Source organism: Dyella sp. KRB-257 (genome assembly GCF_049445995.1).
Lineage (GTDB): Bacteria > Pseudomonadota > Gammaproteobacteria > Xanthomonadales > Rhodanobacteraceae > Dyella_A.
Genome location: NZ_JBMSDZ010000014.1, coordinates 56,527 through 72,943, shown reverse-complemented (window position 1 = coordinate 72,943; position 16,417 = coordinate 56,527). Strand labels below are relative to the sequence as shown.

Here is a 16,417-nt window from a genome sequence, read left to right as displayed (position 1 = left end):
CGCAACGCGGAAGCTTAGCAACCCGGCGGCATGAGCCGGATCCACGCCGCATTCGACTTTGGTCGGCGGCAGGCGCAGGCTTGATCAGGCGTACGCGGCACCCATGTCGGCGGATCCCCGTTCGACGACACCATGAGGTCTGCCATGCAGCGACGCACCCTGGGACGCTCCACGCTGGAAGTCGCCCCGCTCGCCTTCGGCGGCAACGTGTTCGGCTGGAGCGCCGACGAAGCCCGCTCGTTCGCCCTGCTCGACGCCTTCGTCGACGCCGGCTTCAACCTGATCGACACCGCCGACATGTACTCCTCGTGGGTGCCGGGCAACCGCGGCGGCGAGTCGGAGACGATCATCGGCAAGTGGCTCAAGCGCAGCGGCAAGCGCGAGCAGGTGGTGATCGCCACCAAGGTGGGCAAATGGGTCGAGCAGCCGGGGCTGTCGCCGGTGAACATCCAGCAGGCGGTGGAGGGCTCGCTCAGGCGCCTGCAGGTGGACTGCATCGACCTGTACCAGGCGCACGAGGACGACGCCAGCGTGCCGCTGGCCGAGACGCTGGGCGCATTCGGCCGGCTGATCGAGCAGGGCAAGGTACGCGTCATCGGCGCCTCCAACTACTCCGCCGACCGCTTCGCCGAGGCGCTGGCGGTGTCGCGCGAGCATGGCCTGCCGCGCTACGAGACCCTGCAGCCGGAATACCACCTGGCCAACCGCGCCGGCTACGAGGCGGAATTGGAGCCGCTGGTGCGCCGCGAGCAGATCGGCGTGATCAGCTACTACTCGCTGGCCAGCGGCTTTCTCAGCGGCAAGTACCGCAGCGAGGCGGACCTGGCCAAGAGCGCGGCGCGCGGCAGTGCGGTGAGGAAGTACCTCAACCCGCGCGGCATGCGGATCCTCGCCGCGCTCGATGCGGTCGCCGCCGCCCACGGCGCCACGCCCGCGCAGGTGGCGCTGGCCTGGCTGATGGCCCGGCCGGGCATCAGCGCGCCGATCGCCAGCGCCACCAGCGTGGCGCAACTGCACGAGTTGATCGGCGCTGCGCAACTTATGCTTGCGGCGGACGAAGTTGCCGCGCTGGACCGCGCCAGCGCCTACTGAGGCGGTGCGGTCGTCGAGGTGGCTGGCGCCGGTTCCGCGGCATCATCGCCATCCGGGGCCTGCACCGAGTAGCCCTCGGCCTTCAGCGCGGCGAGGAAGCCGTCCGATGTGAGCAGCTGGTCCATCGGCAGCACGGCCAGCGCCTGCGTGTCGTTGGCCAGCGCCTGGCGGGCGATGGCCAGCCAGGTGGCATCGACCCGCGCAGGGAGATCGCTGATACCCAGCTGCCGGGCGAACCCGCTTTCGGTCAACGCATCGGCGCAGGCGTTGCGGAAACGGCTATCCGGCAGCCGGCGCAGCGTGGCGATGTCGCCGACCGCCCAGGCGTTGGCCCGCTCGGCCATCGCTGGCAGGTCGTGCTCGATGCTGTCCAGCGTGCGCGAGAAACACTCGGTGTCCTCCGGGCCGGCGGTCTTGAACGCCTTGATCGCGCCGCGGGGATCCTTGATCTCCACCTGGTAGGTGGCGTCGACGATCTTCACGCCATGCCGCTTGGCCTGACCCTCGACCGTGTCCTCGATCTGCCCACCGCTGCGCAGGCCACTCTTCTTCAGCGCCTCTCGGTACAGGTCGATGCCGGCGAAGATCGGCCGCCAGCGCTCGATGCCGTGGTCGCGACCGATGTAGCGCGCCTTGAGGGCGCTCCAACGCGCATACAGCGGTGCCGGCAGCACCTGGTCGAGCGTCTTGCCATCGGGGTTCTTGCGCGCGCCAAACGCCGAGGGCAGCAGGAACAACTTGCCGAAGAAGCCGACGTCGAGCTTGAACTTGACCCGCGGCACACGGATCACCTCCTGGCTGCCGGCGACGATCCGCTCCACCTCGTCCGAGCGCCACTGCATGTGCTCGGGCAGAGCACTGGTGGTGCCCAGCAGCCACAGCACGTGGTCGCCCCTGCTCACTTTCCACAGCCCTGGCCCGGGTTGCACGCCGCTGACGGTGACCGGCGCGAGCACGGGGATGTCGGCAGTCGAGGGCGGCGCGGGCAGATCCTGCGCGGCTAGCGGCATGGCCACCAGCAACGAGGACAGCATCAGTACAGGCATCCGTGGCATGCACGATCTCCGGCAAGGAACGCGCATGCTAGCAACAGGTGGCTGAAGGGCCGCGTCGAATGCGTTACACGCTGGCGGCCAGGGCGCCCACATGCGCCAGCACGGACTTGCGCGCATCGCCCGCCCCCGCCGAACTCTCGTAGTACGCGGCGATCAGCACCGGCGCACGCCCCGGCGGCCAGACGATCGCCACGTCGTTGTTCTGCGTCTGGCTGGCCCCGGTCTTGTCGCCCGCGGTCCAGCCCGCCGGCAGGCCGGCACGCAGCTGCGTGGTGCCGGTGGTGTTGTGGCGCAGCCAGTCGAGCAGCCGCTCGCGCGAGGCCGGCGACAGCACGTCGCCGAGCAGTACCTGGCGCATGTCGTCGAGCATCGCCAGCGGCGTGGTGGTGTCTTCGAAGCCCCCGGGACCGGGGCGGTTGAGCGACGGCTCGGTGCGGTCGAAGCGCGTCAGCGGATCGCCGAGGCCATGCACGAAACGGGTCAGCGTGGCCGGACCGCCCAGCGAGGCCAGCAGCAGGTTCATCGCGGTGTTGTCGCTGACGATCATCGCAGCCTGGCACAGCTCCTCGACGGTCATCCCGGGCGAGCCGGGGCGCAGGCGGGTCACCGGAGCCCAGTCGAGCACGTCCTCGCGGCGGAACACGATGCGCCGGTCCAGCCGCTCCTCGCCGCGATCGACCCGCGCCAGCACGGCAGCCACCGCCAGCAGCTTGCCGGTACTGCACAGCAGGAAGCGCTCATCGGCGCGATGCAGCAGCCGCTTACCGCTGCCGGTGTCGAGCACGGCCACACCGAGCCGACCGCCGTGACTCTTCTCCAGCGCAGCGAACGCGTCGGGAGCGTCCGCCGCGACGGCGGAGGACAACGGAAGCAGCGGTCAGGCGGCCACGCCCAGCAGACCGGCCTTGATCAGTTCGCGACGGCGCATCGTGGGTTCTCCCTGGATCGGATGATCGACAAGCGCTCGAGTCAGCCACGGCGGCATGGCGATCCGCGGCCCGGCGCGGGGAAACATGCAGGCAGGACGGCCGGTGGCCCCGGCGGAGGGAGGAGCGGGGACATGCCCCGCTCCTGCACCGGATGCTCAGCCGAGCGAAGCGAGCGCGGCGTTGAACGTGGCGCTGGGGCGCATGGCCTGGCTCACCCGTGCCAGGTCCGGGTGGTAGTAGCCGCCGATGTCGACCGGCTTGCCCTGGACGCCATTGAGCTCGCCGACGATGGTCGCCTCGTTGTCCGCAAGCACCTTGGCCAGCGGGGCGAACGTCGCCTTCAACCCGGCGTCCTCGTGCTGGTCGGCCAGCGCCTGCGCCCAGTACAGGGCGAGGTAGAAGTGGCTGCCGCGGTTGTCGAGCTGGCCGACCTTGCGCGCCGGCGAACGGTTGTGGTCGAGGATCTGGCCGTTGGCCTGGTCCAGCGCCCTGGCCAGCACCCTGGCCTTGGCGTTGCCGGTCTTGTCGCCGATGAATTCCAGCGAGGCCTGCAGTGCGAGGAACTCGCCCAGCGAATCCCAGCGCAGGTAGTTCTCCTCGACGAACTGCTGCACGTGCTTGGGCGCCGAGCCGCCGGCGCCGGTCTCGAACAGGCCGCCGCCGGCCATCAGCGGCACGATGGAGAGCATCTTGGCGCTGGTGCCCAGTTCCATGATCGGGAACAGGTCGGTGAGGTAGTCGCGCAGCACGTTGCCGGTGACCGAGATGGTGTCCTGGCCCTGGCGGATGCGCGAGAGCGAGTGGCGCATGGCGTCTTCCGGCGACAGGATGCGGATGTCCAGCCCGGCGGTGTCGTGGTCCTTGAGGTAACGCTGGACCTTGGCGATCACCTGCGCGTCGTGCGCGCGCTTGGCGTCGAGCCAGAACACCGCCGGCGTGCCGGACAGCCGCGCGCGGGTCACGGCGAGCTTCACCCAGTCCTGGATCGGCGCGTCCCTGGCCTGGCACATGCGCCAGATGTCGCCGGCCTCCACCGCATGCTCGAACACCACGCGGCCGTCCTGGTCGGTGACGCGCACGGTGCCGTCGGACTCGATCTGGAAGGTCTTGTCGTGCGAGCCGTATTCCTCGGCCTGCTGCGCCATCAGGCCCACGTTGGGCACCGAACCCATGGTGGCCGGATCGAACGCGCCGTTGGCCCGGCAGTCGTCGAGCACCACCTGGTAGATGCCGGCGTAGCTGCGATCGGGGATCAGCGCCGCGGTGTCCTGCAGCTCGCCCTTGGCGTTCCACATCTTGCCGGAGTCGCGGATCATCGCCGGCATCGAGGCGTCGACGATCACGTCCGACGGCACGTGCAGGTTGGTGATGCCCTTGTCGGAGTTGACCATCGCCAGCGCCGGACGCCGGGCGTACTCGGCGGCAAGGTCCGCCTTGATCGCCGCCTGCCGGTCTTCCGGCAGCGCTCCAAGCCGGGCGTACAGGTCGCCGATGCCGTTGTTGGGATTGAAGCCGATCCGCTCCAGATCGTTGGCGTACTTCGCCAGTACGTCCTGGTAGAACTCGCCCACCACCACGCCGAACATGATCGGGTCGGACACCTTCATCATGGTGGCCTTGAGGTGCAGCGAGAACAGTACGCCCTCGTCCTTCACTCGGGCGATCTCGGCCTGGACGAAGCGCGCCAGCGCGGCGCGGCTCATCACGGCGGCGTCGACGATCTCGCCGGGCTTCACCGCCACCTTCTCCTTCAGCACGCTGACCGCGCCGTCGCTGCCGTGCAGCTCGATCTTCAGCACGCCGGCCTTGTCCAGCGTGGCGGACTTTTCGCTGCCGTAGAAATCGCCGGCGTCCATGTGCGCCACGCGACTCTTCGAATCCCTGCTCCACGCGCCCATCCTGTGCGGGTGCCTGCGCGCGTAGTTCTTCACCGACGGCGGCGCGCGGCGGTCGGAGTTGCCCTCGCGCAGCACCGGGTTCACCGCGCTGCCCTTCACCTTGTCGTAGCGGGCGCGGATGTTCCACAGCTCGACGTCGCTGCGCGGCTCGTCCGGGTACTCCGGCAGCGCATAGCCCTGCGCCTGCAGCTCCTTGATCGCGGCCTTCAGCTGCGGCACCGAGGCGCTGATGTTGGGCAGCTTGATGATGTTGGCGTCCGGCGTGGTGGCCAGCTCGCCCAGCTCGGCCAGGTCGTCGGCGATGCGCTGGTCGTCGCGCAGCGATTCGGGGAACTGAGCCAGGATGCGGCCGGCCAGCGAGATGTCGCGCGTCTCCACCGCGATGCCCGCCGTGGCGGCGAAGGCCTGCACGATCGGCAGCAGCGACTGCGTGGCCAGGAACGGCGCTTCGTCGGTGAGCGTGTAGATGATCTTGGGGGTATCGGACATGGTGGCTGGGCTCGGCTCAAGAGGGGGGACGCTGACCAGCCGCAAACCATGGCGGCTGCGCGGACGATACGCAAGACCGCGCCGGGCCAGGACGGAAAATCTTGCGGGCGCGGTGCGGACCGCCACACCGCTGCGGCGCCAGCGTGGCATGTCCTCCGGGCGCGGCGTGAGCCGTCCGGGGATCGGGTCGCAAGCTTTCGATGCGACCTATGTCGAGTAGTCGCCCGTTGTACCCGGACGGCATGATCGACCCGCCATGCGCCGGCTGCGGGGTGGTGGGCGCGGGCTTCCGTTTTTCCACTTTCGCAGGGGAGAGGCTCATGGTCAGTGTACCGGCGGCAGACAGCAACGCAGGATTCATGGCGAGGGAGAGCACCATTGCGGGTCCGGGCTACAACCGGTGGTGGGTGGTGCCGGCGGCGCTGGCGATCCACCTGTGCATCGGCATGGCCTACGGCTTCTCGGTGTTCTGGCTGCCGATGAGCAAGCTGCTCACCGAAACCGATCCGACCATGTGCGCCAACCTGGGCTTCATCGCGTCGCTGACGACGACCAGCTGCAACTGGACGGTGCCGCAGGTCACCCACATCTTCGAAACCTTCATCGCCATGCTCGGCATCTCGGCGGCGCTGTGGGGCGGCTGGCTGGAACACGCCGGCCCGCGCAAGGCCGGCTTCATCGCCGCGCTGTGCTGGGGCGGCGGCCTGGTGGTCGGCGGCATCGGCGTGTCGGTGCACCAGCTGTGGCTGGTCTACCTCGGTTGCGGCGTGCTCGGCGGCGTCGGCCAGGGCCTGGGCTACATCACGCCCGTGTCGACCCTGATCAAGTGGTTCCCGGACCGCCGCGGCATGGCCACCGGCTTCGCCATCATGGGCTACGGCGGCGGCGCGATGGTCGGTGCTCCGCTCGCGGTGGCGCTGATGAAGCACTTCTCGGCCAACGGCAGCCAGGGTGTCGCTCCCACGTTGATGGTGATGGGTGTGCTCTACGTGCTGATCATGGCCGCCGGCGCGTTCGGCTTCCGCGTGGCCCCGAACGGCTGGAAGCCGCAAGGCTGGACGCCGAAGGCGGCCGACGGCAACGCGATGATCACGGGCCACCACGTGCACCTGAACAAGGCGTGGAAGACGCCGCAGTTCTGGCTGGTGTGGGGCGTGCTGTTCCTCAACGTGACGGCCGGCATCGCGGTGATCTCGATGGCCAGCCCGATGCTGCAGGACGTGTTCGGCGCCAGACTGGTCGGCCTCACCGAAGCGGCAGCGGACCTCACCCCGGCACAGAAGGCCGCGGTGGTGGCGGCGGCGGCCGGCCTGGTCGGTCTGATCAGCCTGTTCAACAGCCTGGGCCGCCTGTTCTGGGCCTCGCTGTCGGACAGGATCGGCCGCAAGAACACCTATTTCACGTTTTTCATCCTCGGCATCATCGTCTACTGCCTGCTGCCGACCTGGGGCCACCTGGGCATGGCGGGCCTGTTCGTGATCTCGATCTGCGTGATCCTCAGCATGTACGGCGGCGGCTTCTCCACCGTGCCGGCCTACCTGGCCGACCTGTTCGGCACGCAGATGGTGGGCGCGATCCACGGTCGCCTGCTGACCGCCTGGTCGGCGGCCGGCATTTTAGGCCCGTTCCTGATCGCCGCGATCCGCCAGACCCAGCTCGATGCGGGCGTGGCCAAGACGCTGGTCTACGACCGCACGCTGTACATCATGGCCGGCCTGCTGTTCGTCGGTCTGATCTGCAACCTGCTGATCAAGCCGGTGAAGGAATCGGCCCTCATGACCACGGACGAACTCGCCCGCGAGCGCGCCCTGCAGCACGAGGCCACCGGCGGCGGCGCCGGTGCCGAGACCGCCGCCCGCGGCGCCTTCGGCGTCGCAGGCGTGATCTTCTGGCTGGCCGTGGGTGTACCGTTCCTGGTCGGCCTGTACATCGCCCTGGCGAAGGCCGCCGCACTGTTCTGATGAAGGTTGCAAGATCATGAATCACCCGGCACGGGCGGGCTCCGGCCCGCAGGAAAACGCTAGGTGGCTCTCCCCGGAGAGCCACGCCGCGGTGCTCGAGGTCACCGCCCGGCTGAAGGATCGGCCGGGCGCCCTGCTGCCGATCCTGCACGGGGTGCAGGAGGCGCTCGGTTACGTGCCCGAAGGTGCCGTTGCGCTGATCGCGCGCGAGCTCAACCTGTCGCGTGCCGACGTGCACGGCGTGGTGAGCTTCTATCACTTCTTCCGCACCCGCCCGTCGGGCAGGCGGATCGTCTACCTGTGCCGCGCCGAGTCCTGCCAGTCGATGGGGGCCGCGGCGCTGGAAAGCCACGTCAAGCAGCGGCTGGGCGTGGATTTCCACGAAACCACCGATGATGGGATGTTTACGCTCGAACCCGTCTACTGCCTGGGCAACTGCGCCTGCTCGCCGGCCGTGATGGTCGACGAGGAACTGCACGGACGCGTCACGCCGGAGCGCTTCGATGCCTGGCTGAAGACCGCCCGGGAGGCTTCATGAGTTTCACCGTCTACGTCCCCCGCGATGCCGGCGCCCTGTCGCTGGGCGCGGAGGCGACCGCCGCCGCGATCGCCGCCGAGGCCGCCCGCCGCGGCGCGGATGTCACCGTGGTGCGCAACGGCTCGCGCGGCCTGTACTGGCTGGAGCCGATGGTCGAGGTGGCGACGGACGCCGGGCGCGTGGCCTACGGGCCGGTGCTGGCCGATGACGTGGCCAGCCTGTTCGACGCCGATTTCCTGCACGGCGGCCGGCACGCGCTGGGCCACGGGCCCACCGGGGAGATTCCCTACCTCGCCAAGCAGGAGCGCCTGACCTTCGCCCGCGTGGGTATCGTCGATCCGCGCAGCCTGGCCGACTACCGCGCGCACGGCGGCTACCGCGGTCTGGACAACGCGCTGAAACTGCCGCCGGCCGGCATCGTGCAGGCCGTCACCGACTCGGGCCTGCGCGGCCGCGGCGGCGCCGCCTTCCCCACCGGGATCAAGTGGAAGACCTGCCACGACGCCGAGGCCGACCAGAAATACATCGTCTGCAATGCCGATGAAGGCGACTCCGGCACGTTCGCCGATCGCATGCTGATGGAAGGTGATCCGTTCGTGCTGATCGAGGGCATGACCATCGCCGGCCTCGCGGTGGGCGCCACGCAGGGCTACATCTACCTGCGCTGCGAATACCCGCATGCGCGCGACGCGCTCAACGCGGCGATCGCCGCGGCGCAGGCCGAGGGGTTTCTCGGCAACGACATCCGCGGCAGCGGCAAGGCCTTCCATCTGGAAGTGCGCATGGCCGCCGGCGCGTACATCTGCGGCGAGGAAACCTCGCTGCTGGAATCGCTGGAAGGCAAGCGCGGCATGGTGCGCTTCAAGCCGCCGCTGCCGGCGATCGAGGGCCTGTTCGGCCAGCCCACGGTGATCAACAACGTGGTCACGCTGGCCTCGGTGCCGATCATTCTCGACCAGGGCGCGGCGCATTACCGCGACTTCGGCATGGGCCGCTCGCGCGGCACGCTGCCGATCCAGCTGGCCGGCAACCTCAGGCACGCCGGGCTGGTGGAAAAGGCCTTCGGCGTGACGCTGCAGGAGCTGCTGGAGGATTTCGGCGGCGGCACCGTCACCGGCCGGCCGATCCGCACGGTGCAGGTGGGTGGCCCGCTGGGTGCCTACATTCCCCCCTCGCGCTTCGACACGCCGCTCGATTACGAAGCCTTCGCCGCGATCAACGGCATGGTCGGCCACGGCGGCATCGTGGCGTTCGACGACAGCGTGGACATGGCGGCAATGGCGCGCTATGCGATGGAGTTCTGCGCGATCGAGTCGTGCGGCAAGTGCACGCCGTGCCGGATCGGCTCGACCCGCGGCGTGGAGGTGATCGACCGCATGCTCGCCGGCAAGGATCGCGGCAAGGACGAGGCGCTGCTGCGCGACCTGTGCCAGACCATGCTGCACGGCTCGCTGTGCGCGCTCGGCGGCATGGCGCCGTTCCCGGTGCTCAGCGCACTGGATCACTACCCAGAAGATTTCGCGCGCAGCGCCTGAGGGCCATCGCGCGCCGGAGGTTCCACCATGCTTTCCATCGTCGAAATCGATCGCGGCACGCCGGCGGTCGCGTCCGCCAGGACCGTCTCGCTGGAGATCGACGGCCGCTCGATCGCCGTGCCCGAAGGCACCTCGGTGATGCGCGCGGCCTCGCTGGCCGGCATCGCCATCCCCAAGCTGTGCGCCAGCGAAATGCTCGACGCCTTCGGCTCGTGCCGACTGTGCCTGGTGGAGATCGAGGGGCGGCGCGGCTATCCCGCCTCCTGCACCACGCCGGTGAGCGACGGCATGAAGGTGGCCACGCAGACGCCCAAGCTGGCCGAAATCCGTCGCGGCGTGATGGAGCTGTACATCTCCGACCATCCGCTGGACTGCCTCACCTGCCCCGCCAACGGCCACTGCGAACTGCAGGACATGGCCGGCGTGGTCGGCCTGCGCGAGGTGCGTTACGGCTACGACGGCGCCAATCACGTCTACGCGAAGAAGGCCGATGGCAGCGCCAACCCGCTGTTCGTGGCCAAGGACACCTCCACGCCGTACTTCACCTTCGATCCGTCCAAGTGCATCGTCTGCTCGCGCTGCGTGCGCGCCTGCGACGAGGTGCAGGGCACCTTCGCGCTGACCATCCAGGGCCGCGGCTTCGAGTCCAAGGTGGCGCCCAGCCAGAACGAGGATTTCCTCGGCTCCGAGTGCGTCTCCTGCGGCGCCTGCGTGCAGGCCTGCCCCACCGCCACGCTGAGCGAGAACAGCCTGATCGAGCGCGGCCAGGCCGAGCACAGCGTCACCACCACCTGCGCCTATTGCGGCGTGGGCTGCAGCTTCCGCGCCGAGATGAAGGGCGAGGAGATCGTGCGCATGGTGCCCAACGTGGATGGCCAGGCAAACCACGGCCACTCCTGCGTCAAGGGCCGCTTCGCGATCGGCTACGCCAGCCATCCGGACCGCATCACCACGCCCATGATCCGCAGGAAGATCTCCGATCCGTGGCAGGTGGTGAGCTGGGAGGAGGCGTTTGCCTACACCGCCAGCGAGTTCAGGCGCATCCAGGAAAAGCACGGCAAGCATGCCATCGGCGGCATCACCTCCTCGCGCTGCACCAACGAGGAAACCTACCTGGTGCAGAAGCTGGTGCGCGCGGCCTTTCGCAACAACAACGTCGACACCTGCGCCCGCGTCTGCCACTCGCCCACCGGCTACGGCCTCAAGGCCACGCTGGGCGAATCGGCCGGCACCCAGGATTTCGACTCGATCCGCGCCACCGACGTGATGCTGGTGATCGGCGCCAACCCCACCGACGCGCATCCGGTGTTCGGCTCGCAGATGAAGCAGCGCCTGCGCCAGGGCGCGAAGTTGATCGTCATCGATCCGCGCCGCATCGACCTGGTGCGCACGCCGCACATCCAGGCCGACTACCACCTCAAGCTCAAGCCCGGCACCAACGTGGCCGTGCTCAACACGCTGGCCCACGTGATCGTCACCGAGGGCCTGGTGGACGAGGCGTTCGTCGCCGCGCGCTGCGAGCCGGAGGCGTTCGCGCGCTGGAAGACCTTCGTCGCGCAGGACAAGTACAGCCCCGAGGCGATGGAAGCGACCACCGGCGTACCCGCCGAGCTGGTGCGTGGCGCCGCCCGGCTGTACGCCACCGGCGGCAACGGCGCGATCTACTACGGCCTGGGCGTCACCGAGCACGCGCAGGGATCCACCGCGGTGATGGGCATCGCCAACCTCGCCATGGCCACCGGCAACATCGGCCGCGAAGGCGTGGGCGTGAACCCGCTGCGCGGGCAGAACAACGTGCAGGGCTCATGCGACATGGGCTCGTTCCCGCACGAGTTTCCGGGCTACCGCCACGTCAGCGACACGGCCACCCGCGAGCTGTTCGAGCAGGCGTGGGGCGTGCCGCTGCTGGACGAGCCGGGGTTGCGCATTCCCAACATGTTCGAGGCCGCGCTGGACGGCACTTTCCTGGGCCTGTACATCGAGGGCGAGGACATCGCCCAGTCCGACCCGGATACCCAGCACGTCACCGCCGCACTCAGCGCGATGGAGTGCGTGGTGGTGCAGGACCTGTTCCTCAACGAGACGGCCAAGTACGCGCACGTGTTCCTGCCGGGCAGTTCGTTCCTGGAGAAGGACGGCACCTTCACCAACGCCGAGCGCCGCATCTCGCGCGTGCGCCGGGTGATGAAGCCGCAGTCCGGCCTGGCCGACTGGGAGATCACCCAGAAGCTGGCCCAGGCGATGGGCTACCCGATGAATTACGCGCACCCGTCCGAGATCATGGACGAGATCGCCGCGCTCACGCCCACCTTCCGCGGCGTCAGCTTCGACCGCATCGATGAGCTCGGCTCGATCCAGTGGCCGTGCAACGAGGAGGCACCGGAAGGCACGCCGGTGATGCACGTGGACGAGTTCGTGCGCGGCAAGGGCCGCTTCATGCTCACCGAGTACGTGCCCACCCGCGAGAAGGTCAACGCCGAGCATCCGCTGATCCTCACCACCGGCCGCATCCTCAGCCAGTACAACGTGGGTGCGCAGACCCGCCGCACCGAGAACTCCCTGTGGCACGAGGAGGACCGGCTGGAGATCCATCCGCACGACGCGGAAGAGCGCGGCATCAACGACGGCGACTGGGTGGGCATTTCCAGCCGCAGCGGCGAGACCGTGCTGCGCGCCAAGGTGGCCGAGCGCATGCAGCCGGGCGTGGTCTACACCACGTTCCATTTCCCCGGTTCCGGCGCCAACGTGATCACCACCGACAACTCCGACTGGGCCACCAACTGCCCCGAGTACAAGGTCACCGCGGTGCAGGTGCTCAAGGTCAGCCAGCCTTCGGCCTGGCAGAAGCGCTTCCAGCGTTTCGACCAGGAACAGCAGGATCTGCTCAAGGCCGCCGAGCCCGTCACGCGCTGAAGGCTTTGGATCCCGCGGGCCCGCGCCCGCGGGGTTGGCCCGAGCCGCGCCCCGTTCAACCCGCATCACCAGACGGCCCGCCATGAACATCGAACACCTCTCCCGGATGGTCAACGACATCGCCCACTACTTCGCCGCCGAACCCGATCACACGGTCGGCGTGAACAACGTGGCCGACCACCTGCGCAAGTTCTGGGACCCGGTGATGCGTCGCCAGATCATCGAGCACCTGCACGCCGGCGGCGAAGGGCTGGAACCGATGGCAAAGGAAGCCGTGCGGCAACTCGCCGATGCCGCGCCAGTGACCACCGCACCCTGAACCGGGCCAGCCGGGCTGGCCGTCCGCGATATGGCTCCATTCCCGCCGGATTCGTCTCCCGCAGCGGCGCAGGCCGCCGCGCCCCCACCGACAACCGTTGCACGGCGTGCGATCATCGACGTTTGATCGAGCCATCCGCCCCCGCATGACCGTTTCCGAACTTCGACAACTCCTGCACAGCGGCACGTGGGAGAAGCTTTTCGACAGCAGAACCATGCAGCGTGCGCGCAGCTACGCACGCGCCCGCCATGTGCTGCGGATCGAGCACAGCAAAAGCGGCGGCGGCGATGTACTGCTCGGGGCGATCGCCGGCAGCGCGCATGAACCTTACGTCTGCGGCGTGCTGCTGCGGGAGCACCGCGGCAAGCTGCTGTTCAACACCGAATGCACCTGTCCGGTCGGCGACCTCTGCAAACATGCCGCCGCCATGCTGATCGTGGCCATGCAGACCGAGCCGGCCCAGTGGCCCAGCGTACCCATCGACCTGTCCCGGCTCGCCGATGGCGACTACGACGATGACTATGACTATGACGATGATGACGACGAGGACGAGGACGACTTCTCCCGCGAGGACGGGTACTCCAGCGCCGCGCCCGGGCCGCTCATCCGTCACAACCAGGCACTGGCTGCCTCCCCTCGCCCGGAAAGCACTCCGCGCGGATCGGCGCCGGCACCCCTGGATGCCTGGAATCACTGGCAGAGCCTGATCGCGCCAACCGCGCAGGGCCCCCAGCGCGCGGACGCCCGGCACCAGTTGATGATCCTGCTGCGCGCGAGCGACAGCGGCCCGCGTCCGACCCTGCTCGCCCTGCCGGCATGGCTGCGCCCGGCCAAGCGTGGCAAGGGCGCCATGGTCGCCCCGCAGGTGCTGCGCAAGGATCGGCAGCTCGGCGCCGTGCCGCAGCCCGAGCAAGGCTGGCCGCCCGGGGTGGCCGACGCCCTGGCCGCACTGATGTTCGAGCCGGCGCACAAAGTGGCCGGCCTGCCGTTTCAGCCCGTCCGCCAGCTGTGGCAGGAACAGGCGCTGGAAACCCTGCTGCAGCATTACCCGGCCTGTTTCGAATCCGGCCGGCAGCCGCTGCAGCGGGGCGAACCGCTGCCGCTGCACGTGCAGTGGCAGACCCTGGCCGACGGCAGCCAGCAGCTCGGCAGCGGTCTCGCCAGCGAGCCGCCCGCCCTGCTGCTGCGCGGCGCGGGGCTGTGGTACGTGCAGCCGGCAGCGGCGCGCTACGGTCGGGTCAGCGGCGATCTCCGCCTGTACGAAGCCTGTGCCCACGCGCCGCTGTTGTTGCCCGAACACAGTGCCGCGCTGGCGGAACGCTGGCGCGCGCAGCCGCCGGGCGACGCGCTGCCCCCGCCGCAGGTGTACGCGCCGCCGCAGCGTATCGAGGCCCGGCCGACGGCCGTGCTGGCCCTGCACGTGTCATCGGGCCACTGGACCGGCAAACCGATCAGCGTGGGTCACGCGCGACTGGATTTTCGCTACGGACCGCTGCGGCTGGCACTCGGCAACGACCCCCGCCCTGAGCGCCGGCTGCACGAGGGCCGCCTGCTGGAAGTGATCCGCGACGGCGATGCCGAACGCGCCGCCATCGCATCGCTGCATCGGCATGGACTCACCTCGGTGCTGCATTCGTACTCGTGGTATCTGGATTGTCCCGGCCTGCTGCCCACCGACTGGCTGCTCGATGCGGGCGACGGCCGCCGGCCGCCGGCCGCACCGGAGGCATGGCGACCGGCGATCGAGCGGCTGCAGGCCGGCGGCATCGAGATCGAATACCACGATGGTTTTCCTCACGACGAACTGCTGCCGGTCGATGCCTGGCACGCCGATGTCACGTCGAGCGGCAGCGCCTGGTTCGACGTGTCGCTGGGCATCGACGTGGGCGGCGAGCGGATCGATCTGCTGCCGATCCTGCGCCGCGTGCTGGCCGATCCGGCGTTCCCGCGAGTGGCGCCCAAGCGCGAAAGGAAGACCGCCGCATATCGGGTGCAGATCGACGAAACCCGCAGCGTGGAGCTGCCGCTGGTGCGTCTGCGCCAGCTGATCGAGCCGCTGCTGGAATGGCTCGAAGGCGACGGCGCCCTGCGCCTGCACCGCAGCCAGGCGCCGATACTTGCCGCGCTCGACGAGCACCTGCACTGGCGTGGCGGCGAGCTGCTGCGCGCGCAAACGGACGCACTCGGGAACCTCCGCCGCGATGCCGAGGCCCCGGAAGGCTTCAACGCCACGCTGCGGCCGTACCAGCGCAAGGGCCTGGCGTGGCTGGACTTTCTCGGCGCCGTCGGCCTCGGCGGCATCCTCGCCGACGACATGGGGCTGGGCAAGACGGTGCAGGTGCTGGCGCACATCCTGGGCGAAAAGCAGCGCGGCCGGCTCGCTCGGCCCGCGCTGGTGGTGGCGCCGACCAGCCTGGTCGGCAACTGGCAGGCCGAGGCCGCACGCTTCGCCCCCAGGCTGAAAGTACTGGTGATCCACGGTGCCGATCGCGCCGACCGCTACGACGAGATCGCCGGCAGCGACCTGGTGATCACCACCTATCCGCTGCTGCCGCGCGATGAGGAACGCCTGTGCCAGGCGCAGTTCTCGCTGCTGGTGCTCGACGAAGCGCAGGCGATCAAGAACCCGCACAGCCAGGCCGCGCAGGTGGTGCGCAGGATTCCCGCCACGCGCCGGCTGGCGATGACCGGCACGCCGCTGGAAAACCACCTGGGCGAGCTGTGGGCGCAGTTCGATGCGGTGGAGCCGGGCCTGCTCGGCAGCCAGCGGCAGTTCACCCGGCTCTATCGCACGCCGATCGAGAAGCACGCCGATGCCGATCGCCGGCAGCGGCTCAATCGGCGCATCGGCACGCTGCTGTTGCGCCGGCGCAAGGACGACGTGCTCACCGACCTGCCGGCCAAGAGCGAGATCGTGCATACGCTGGAACTGGACGGCGATCAGCGCGCGCTCTACGAAACCCTGCGGCTGGCCCAGCACGAACGCGTGCGGCAGGCGGTCAAGGAGCGCGGCCTGGCGCAATCCGGCATCATCGTGCTCGATGCCCTGCTCAAGCTGCGCCAGGCCTGCTGCGACCCGCGCCTGGTCAAGCTCGCCAGCGCGAAAAAGGTCAAGCGCAGCGCCAAGCTCGACGCCCTGCTCGACCTGCTCGACGGCCTGCTCGGCGAGGGCCGTCGCGTGCTGCTGTTTTCCCAGTTCACCGAAATGCTCGACCTGATTGCCGCCGCGCTCGACAAGCGGCGCGTGCGCTACCAGCAGCTCACCGGCCAGACCCCGTCCAGAAACCGTACCGCGCTGGTCAAGCGCTTCCAGGACGGCGACGTGCCGGTGTTCCTGATCAGCCTCAAGGCGGGCGGCGTGGGCCTGAACCTCACCGCCGCCGATACCGTGATCCACTACGACCCGTGGTGGAACCCGGCGGTGGAAGCCCAGGCCACCGACCGTGCCCACCGCATCGGCCAGGACAAACCGGTATTCGTCTACCGCCTGATCTGCGCCGGCACGGTGGAGGAAAAGATCCAGGCCATGCAGGGCCGCAAGGCGGAGCTCGCCCGCGCCGTGCTCGAAGGCGGCGGCGCCACCCGGCAACTGCGCTTCGACGAGCGCGACCTCGAGGCGCTGTTCGCGCCGTTGTAAAGGCGCCGACGCAGAAGCCCTACCCGTTGCAGGGGCTTCCAGGTCGACCAC

General features: G+C 69.2%; 10 protein-coding genes. 7 read left to right on the top strand and 3 right to left on the bottom strand.

From position 1 onward, the window contains the following. Window positions 1-144 precede the first annotated feature (144 nt). Window positions 145-1,092 (top strand): aldo/keto reductase, encoded by a 948-nt coding sequence (locus tag ACO2Q2_RS11950; protein ID WP_423256003.1) that lies wholly within the window; start codon window positions 145-147, stop codon window positions 1,090-1,092. Here ACO2Q2_RS11950 and ACO2Q2_RS11945 read toward each other — a convergent pair. The 3 genes from ACO2Q2_RS11945 to ACO2Q2_RS11935 all read right to left on the bottom strand — a co-directional run bounded on the left by ACO2Q2_RS11945 (window position 1,086) and on the right by ACO2Q2_RS11935 (window position 5,463). Next, entirely contained in the window at window positions 1,086-2,138 is a 1,053-nt protein-coding gene (locus tag ACO2Q2_RS11945) for a TraB/GumN family protein (protein ID WP_423256021.1), read from the bottom strand. The genes ACO2Q2_RS11950 and ACO2Q2_RS11945 overlap by 7 nt on opposite strands. 73 nt (window positions 2,139-2,211) lie before the next feature. Beyond that, entirely contained in the window at window positions 2,212-3,012 is an 801-nt protein-coding gene (gene bla, locus ACO2Q2_RS11940) for a class A beta-lactamase (protein WP_423256002.1), read from the bottom strand. 219 nt (window positions 3,013-3,231) lie between these two features. Continuing rightward, window positions 3,232-5,463, bottom strand: a complete 2,232-nt coding sequence (locus ACO2Q2_RS11935) for an NADP-dependent isocitrate dehydrogenase (protein WP_423256001.1) — start codon at window positions 5,461-5,463, stop codon at window positions 3,232-3,234. A gap of 320 nt (window positions 5,464-5,783) precedes the next feature. Between ACO2Q2_RS11935 and ACO2Q2_RS11930 the strand changes: the two genes are divergently transcribed. The 6 genes from ACO2Q2_RS11930 to ACO2Q2_RS11905 all read left to right on the top strand — a co-directional run bounded on the left by ACO2Q2_RS11930 (window position 5,784) and on the right by ACO2Q2_RS11905 (window position 16,366). Then, window positions 5,784-7,424, top strand: coding sequence for an OFA family MFS transporter (locus tag ACO2Q2_RS11930; RefSeq protein ID WP_423256000.1), 1,641 nt, complete (start codon window positions 5,784-5,786; stop codon window positions 7,422-7,424). Window positions 7,425-7,440: 16 nt separating this feature from the next. Beyond that, a complete protein-coding gene (locus ACO2Q2_RS11925) occupies window positions 7,441-7,962 on the top strand; it encodes a formate dehydrogenase subunit gamma (protein WP_423255999.1) in 522 nt (173 codons plus the stop codon). After that, complete coding sequence (locus tag ACO2Q2_RS11920) at window positions 7,959-9,497, top strand: formate dehydrogenase beta subunit (protein WP_423255998.1); 1,539 nt, start codon at window positions 7,959-7,961, stop codon at window positions 9,495-9,497. Before ACO2Q2_RS11925 ends, ACO2Q2_RS11920 begins: the two co-directional genes overlap by 4 nt. 27 nt (window positions 9,498-9,524) lie before the next feature. Further along, window positions 9,525-12,410 (top strand): formate dehydrogenase subunit alpha, encoded by a 2,886-nt coding sequence (gene fdhF / locus ACO2Q2_RS11915; protein ID WP_423255997.1) that lies wholly within the window; start codon window positions 9,525-9,527, stop codon window positions 12,408-12,410. An 82-nt stretch (window positions 12,411-12,492) separates the two neighbouring features. After that, window positions 12,493-12,729: a formate dehydrogenase subunit delta gene (locus tag ACO2Q2_RS11910; RefSeq protein ID WP_423255996.1), complete on the top strand. Its 237-nt coding sequence runs from the start codon at window positions 12,493-12,495 to the stop codon at window positions 12,727-12,729. Window positions 12,730-12,943: 214 nt separating this feature from the next. Continuing rightward, entirely contained in the window at window positions 12,944-16,366 is a 3,423-nt protein-coding gene (locus ACO2Q2_RS11905) for an SNF2-related protein (protein WP_423255995.1), read from the top strand. The last annotated feature ends 51 nt before the right edge of the window (window positions 16,367-16,417 follow it).

Coding starts and splice junctions, on each gene's coding strand:
- ACO2Q2_RS11950 (WP_423256003.1), top strand. CDS start 145: ATGCAGCGACGCACCCTGGGACGCTCCACGCTGGAAGTCGCCCCGCTC.
- ACO2Q2_RS11945 (WP_423256021.1), bottom strand. CDS start 2,138: ATGCCTGTACTGATGCTGTCCTCGTTGCTGGTGGCCATGCCGCTAGCC.
- ACO2Q2_RS11935 (WP_423256001.1), bottom strand. CDS start 5,463: ATGTCCGATACCCCCAAGATCATCTACACGCTCACCGACGAAGCGCCG.
- ACO2Q2_RS11930 (WP_423256000.1), top strand. CDS start 5,784: ATGGTCAGTGTACCGGCGGCAGACAGCAACGCAGGATTCATGGCGAGG.
- ACO2Q2_RS11925 (WP_423255999.1), top strand. CDS start 7,441: ATGAATCACCCGGCACGGGCGGGCTCCGGCCCGCAGGAAAACGCTAGG.
- ACO2Q2_RS11920 (WP_423255998.1), top strand. CDS start 7,959: ATGAGTTTCACCGTCTACGTCCCCCGCGATGCCGGCGCCCTGTCGCTG.
- fdhF (WP_423255997.1), top strand. CDS start 9,525: ATGCTTTCCATCGTCGAAATCGATCGCGGCACGCCGGCGGTCGCGTCC.
- ACO2Q2_RS11910 (WP_423255996.1), top strand. CDS start 12,493: ATGAACATCGAACACCTCTCCCGGATGGTCAACGACATCGCCCACTAC.
- ACO2Q2_RS11905 (WP_423255995.1), top strand. CDS start 12,944: ATGCAGCGTGCGCGCAGCTACGCACGCGCCCGCCATGTGCTGCGGATC.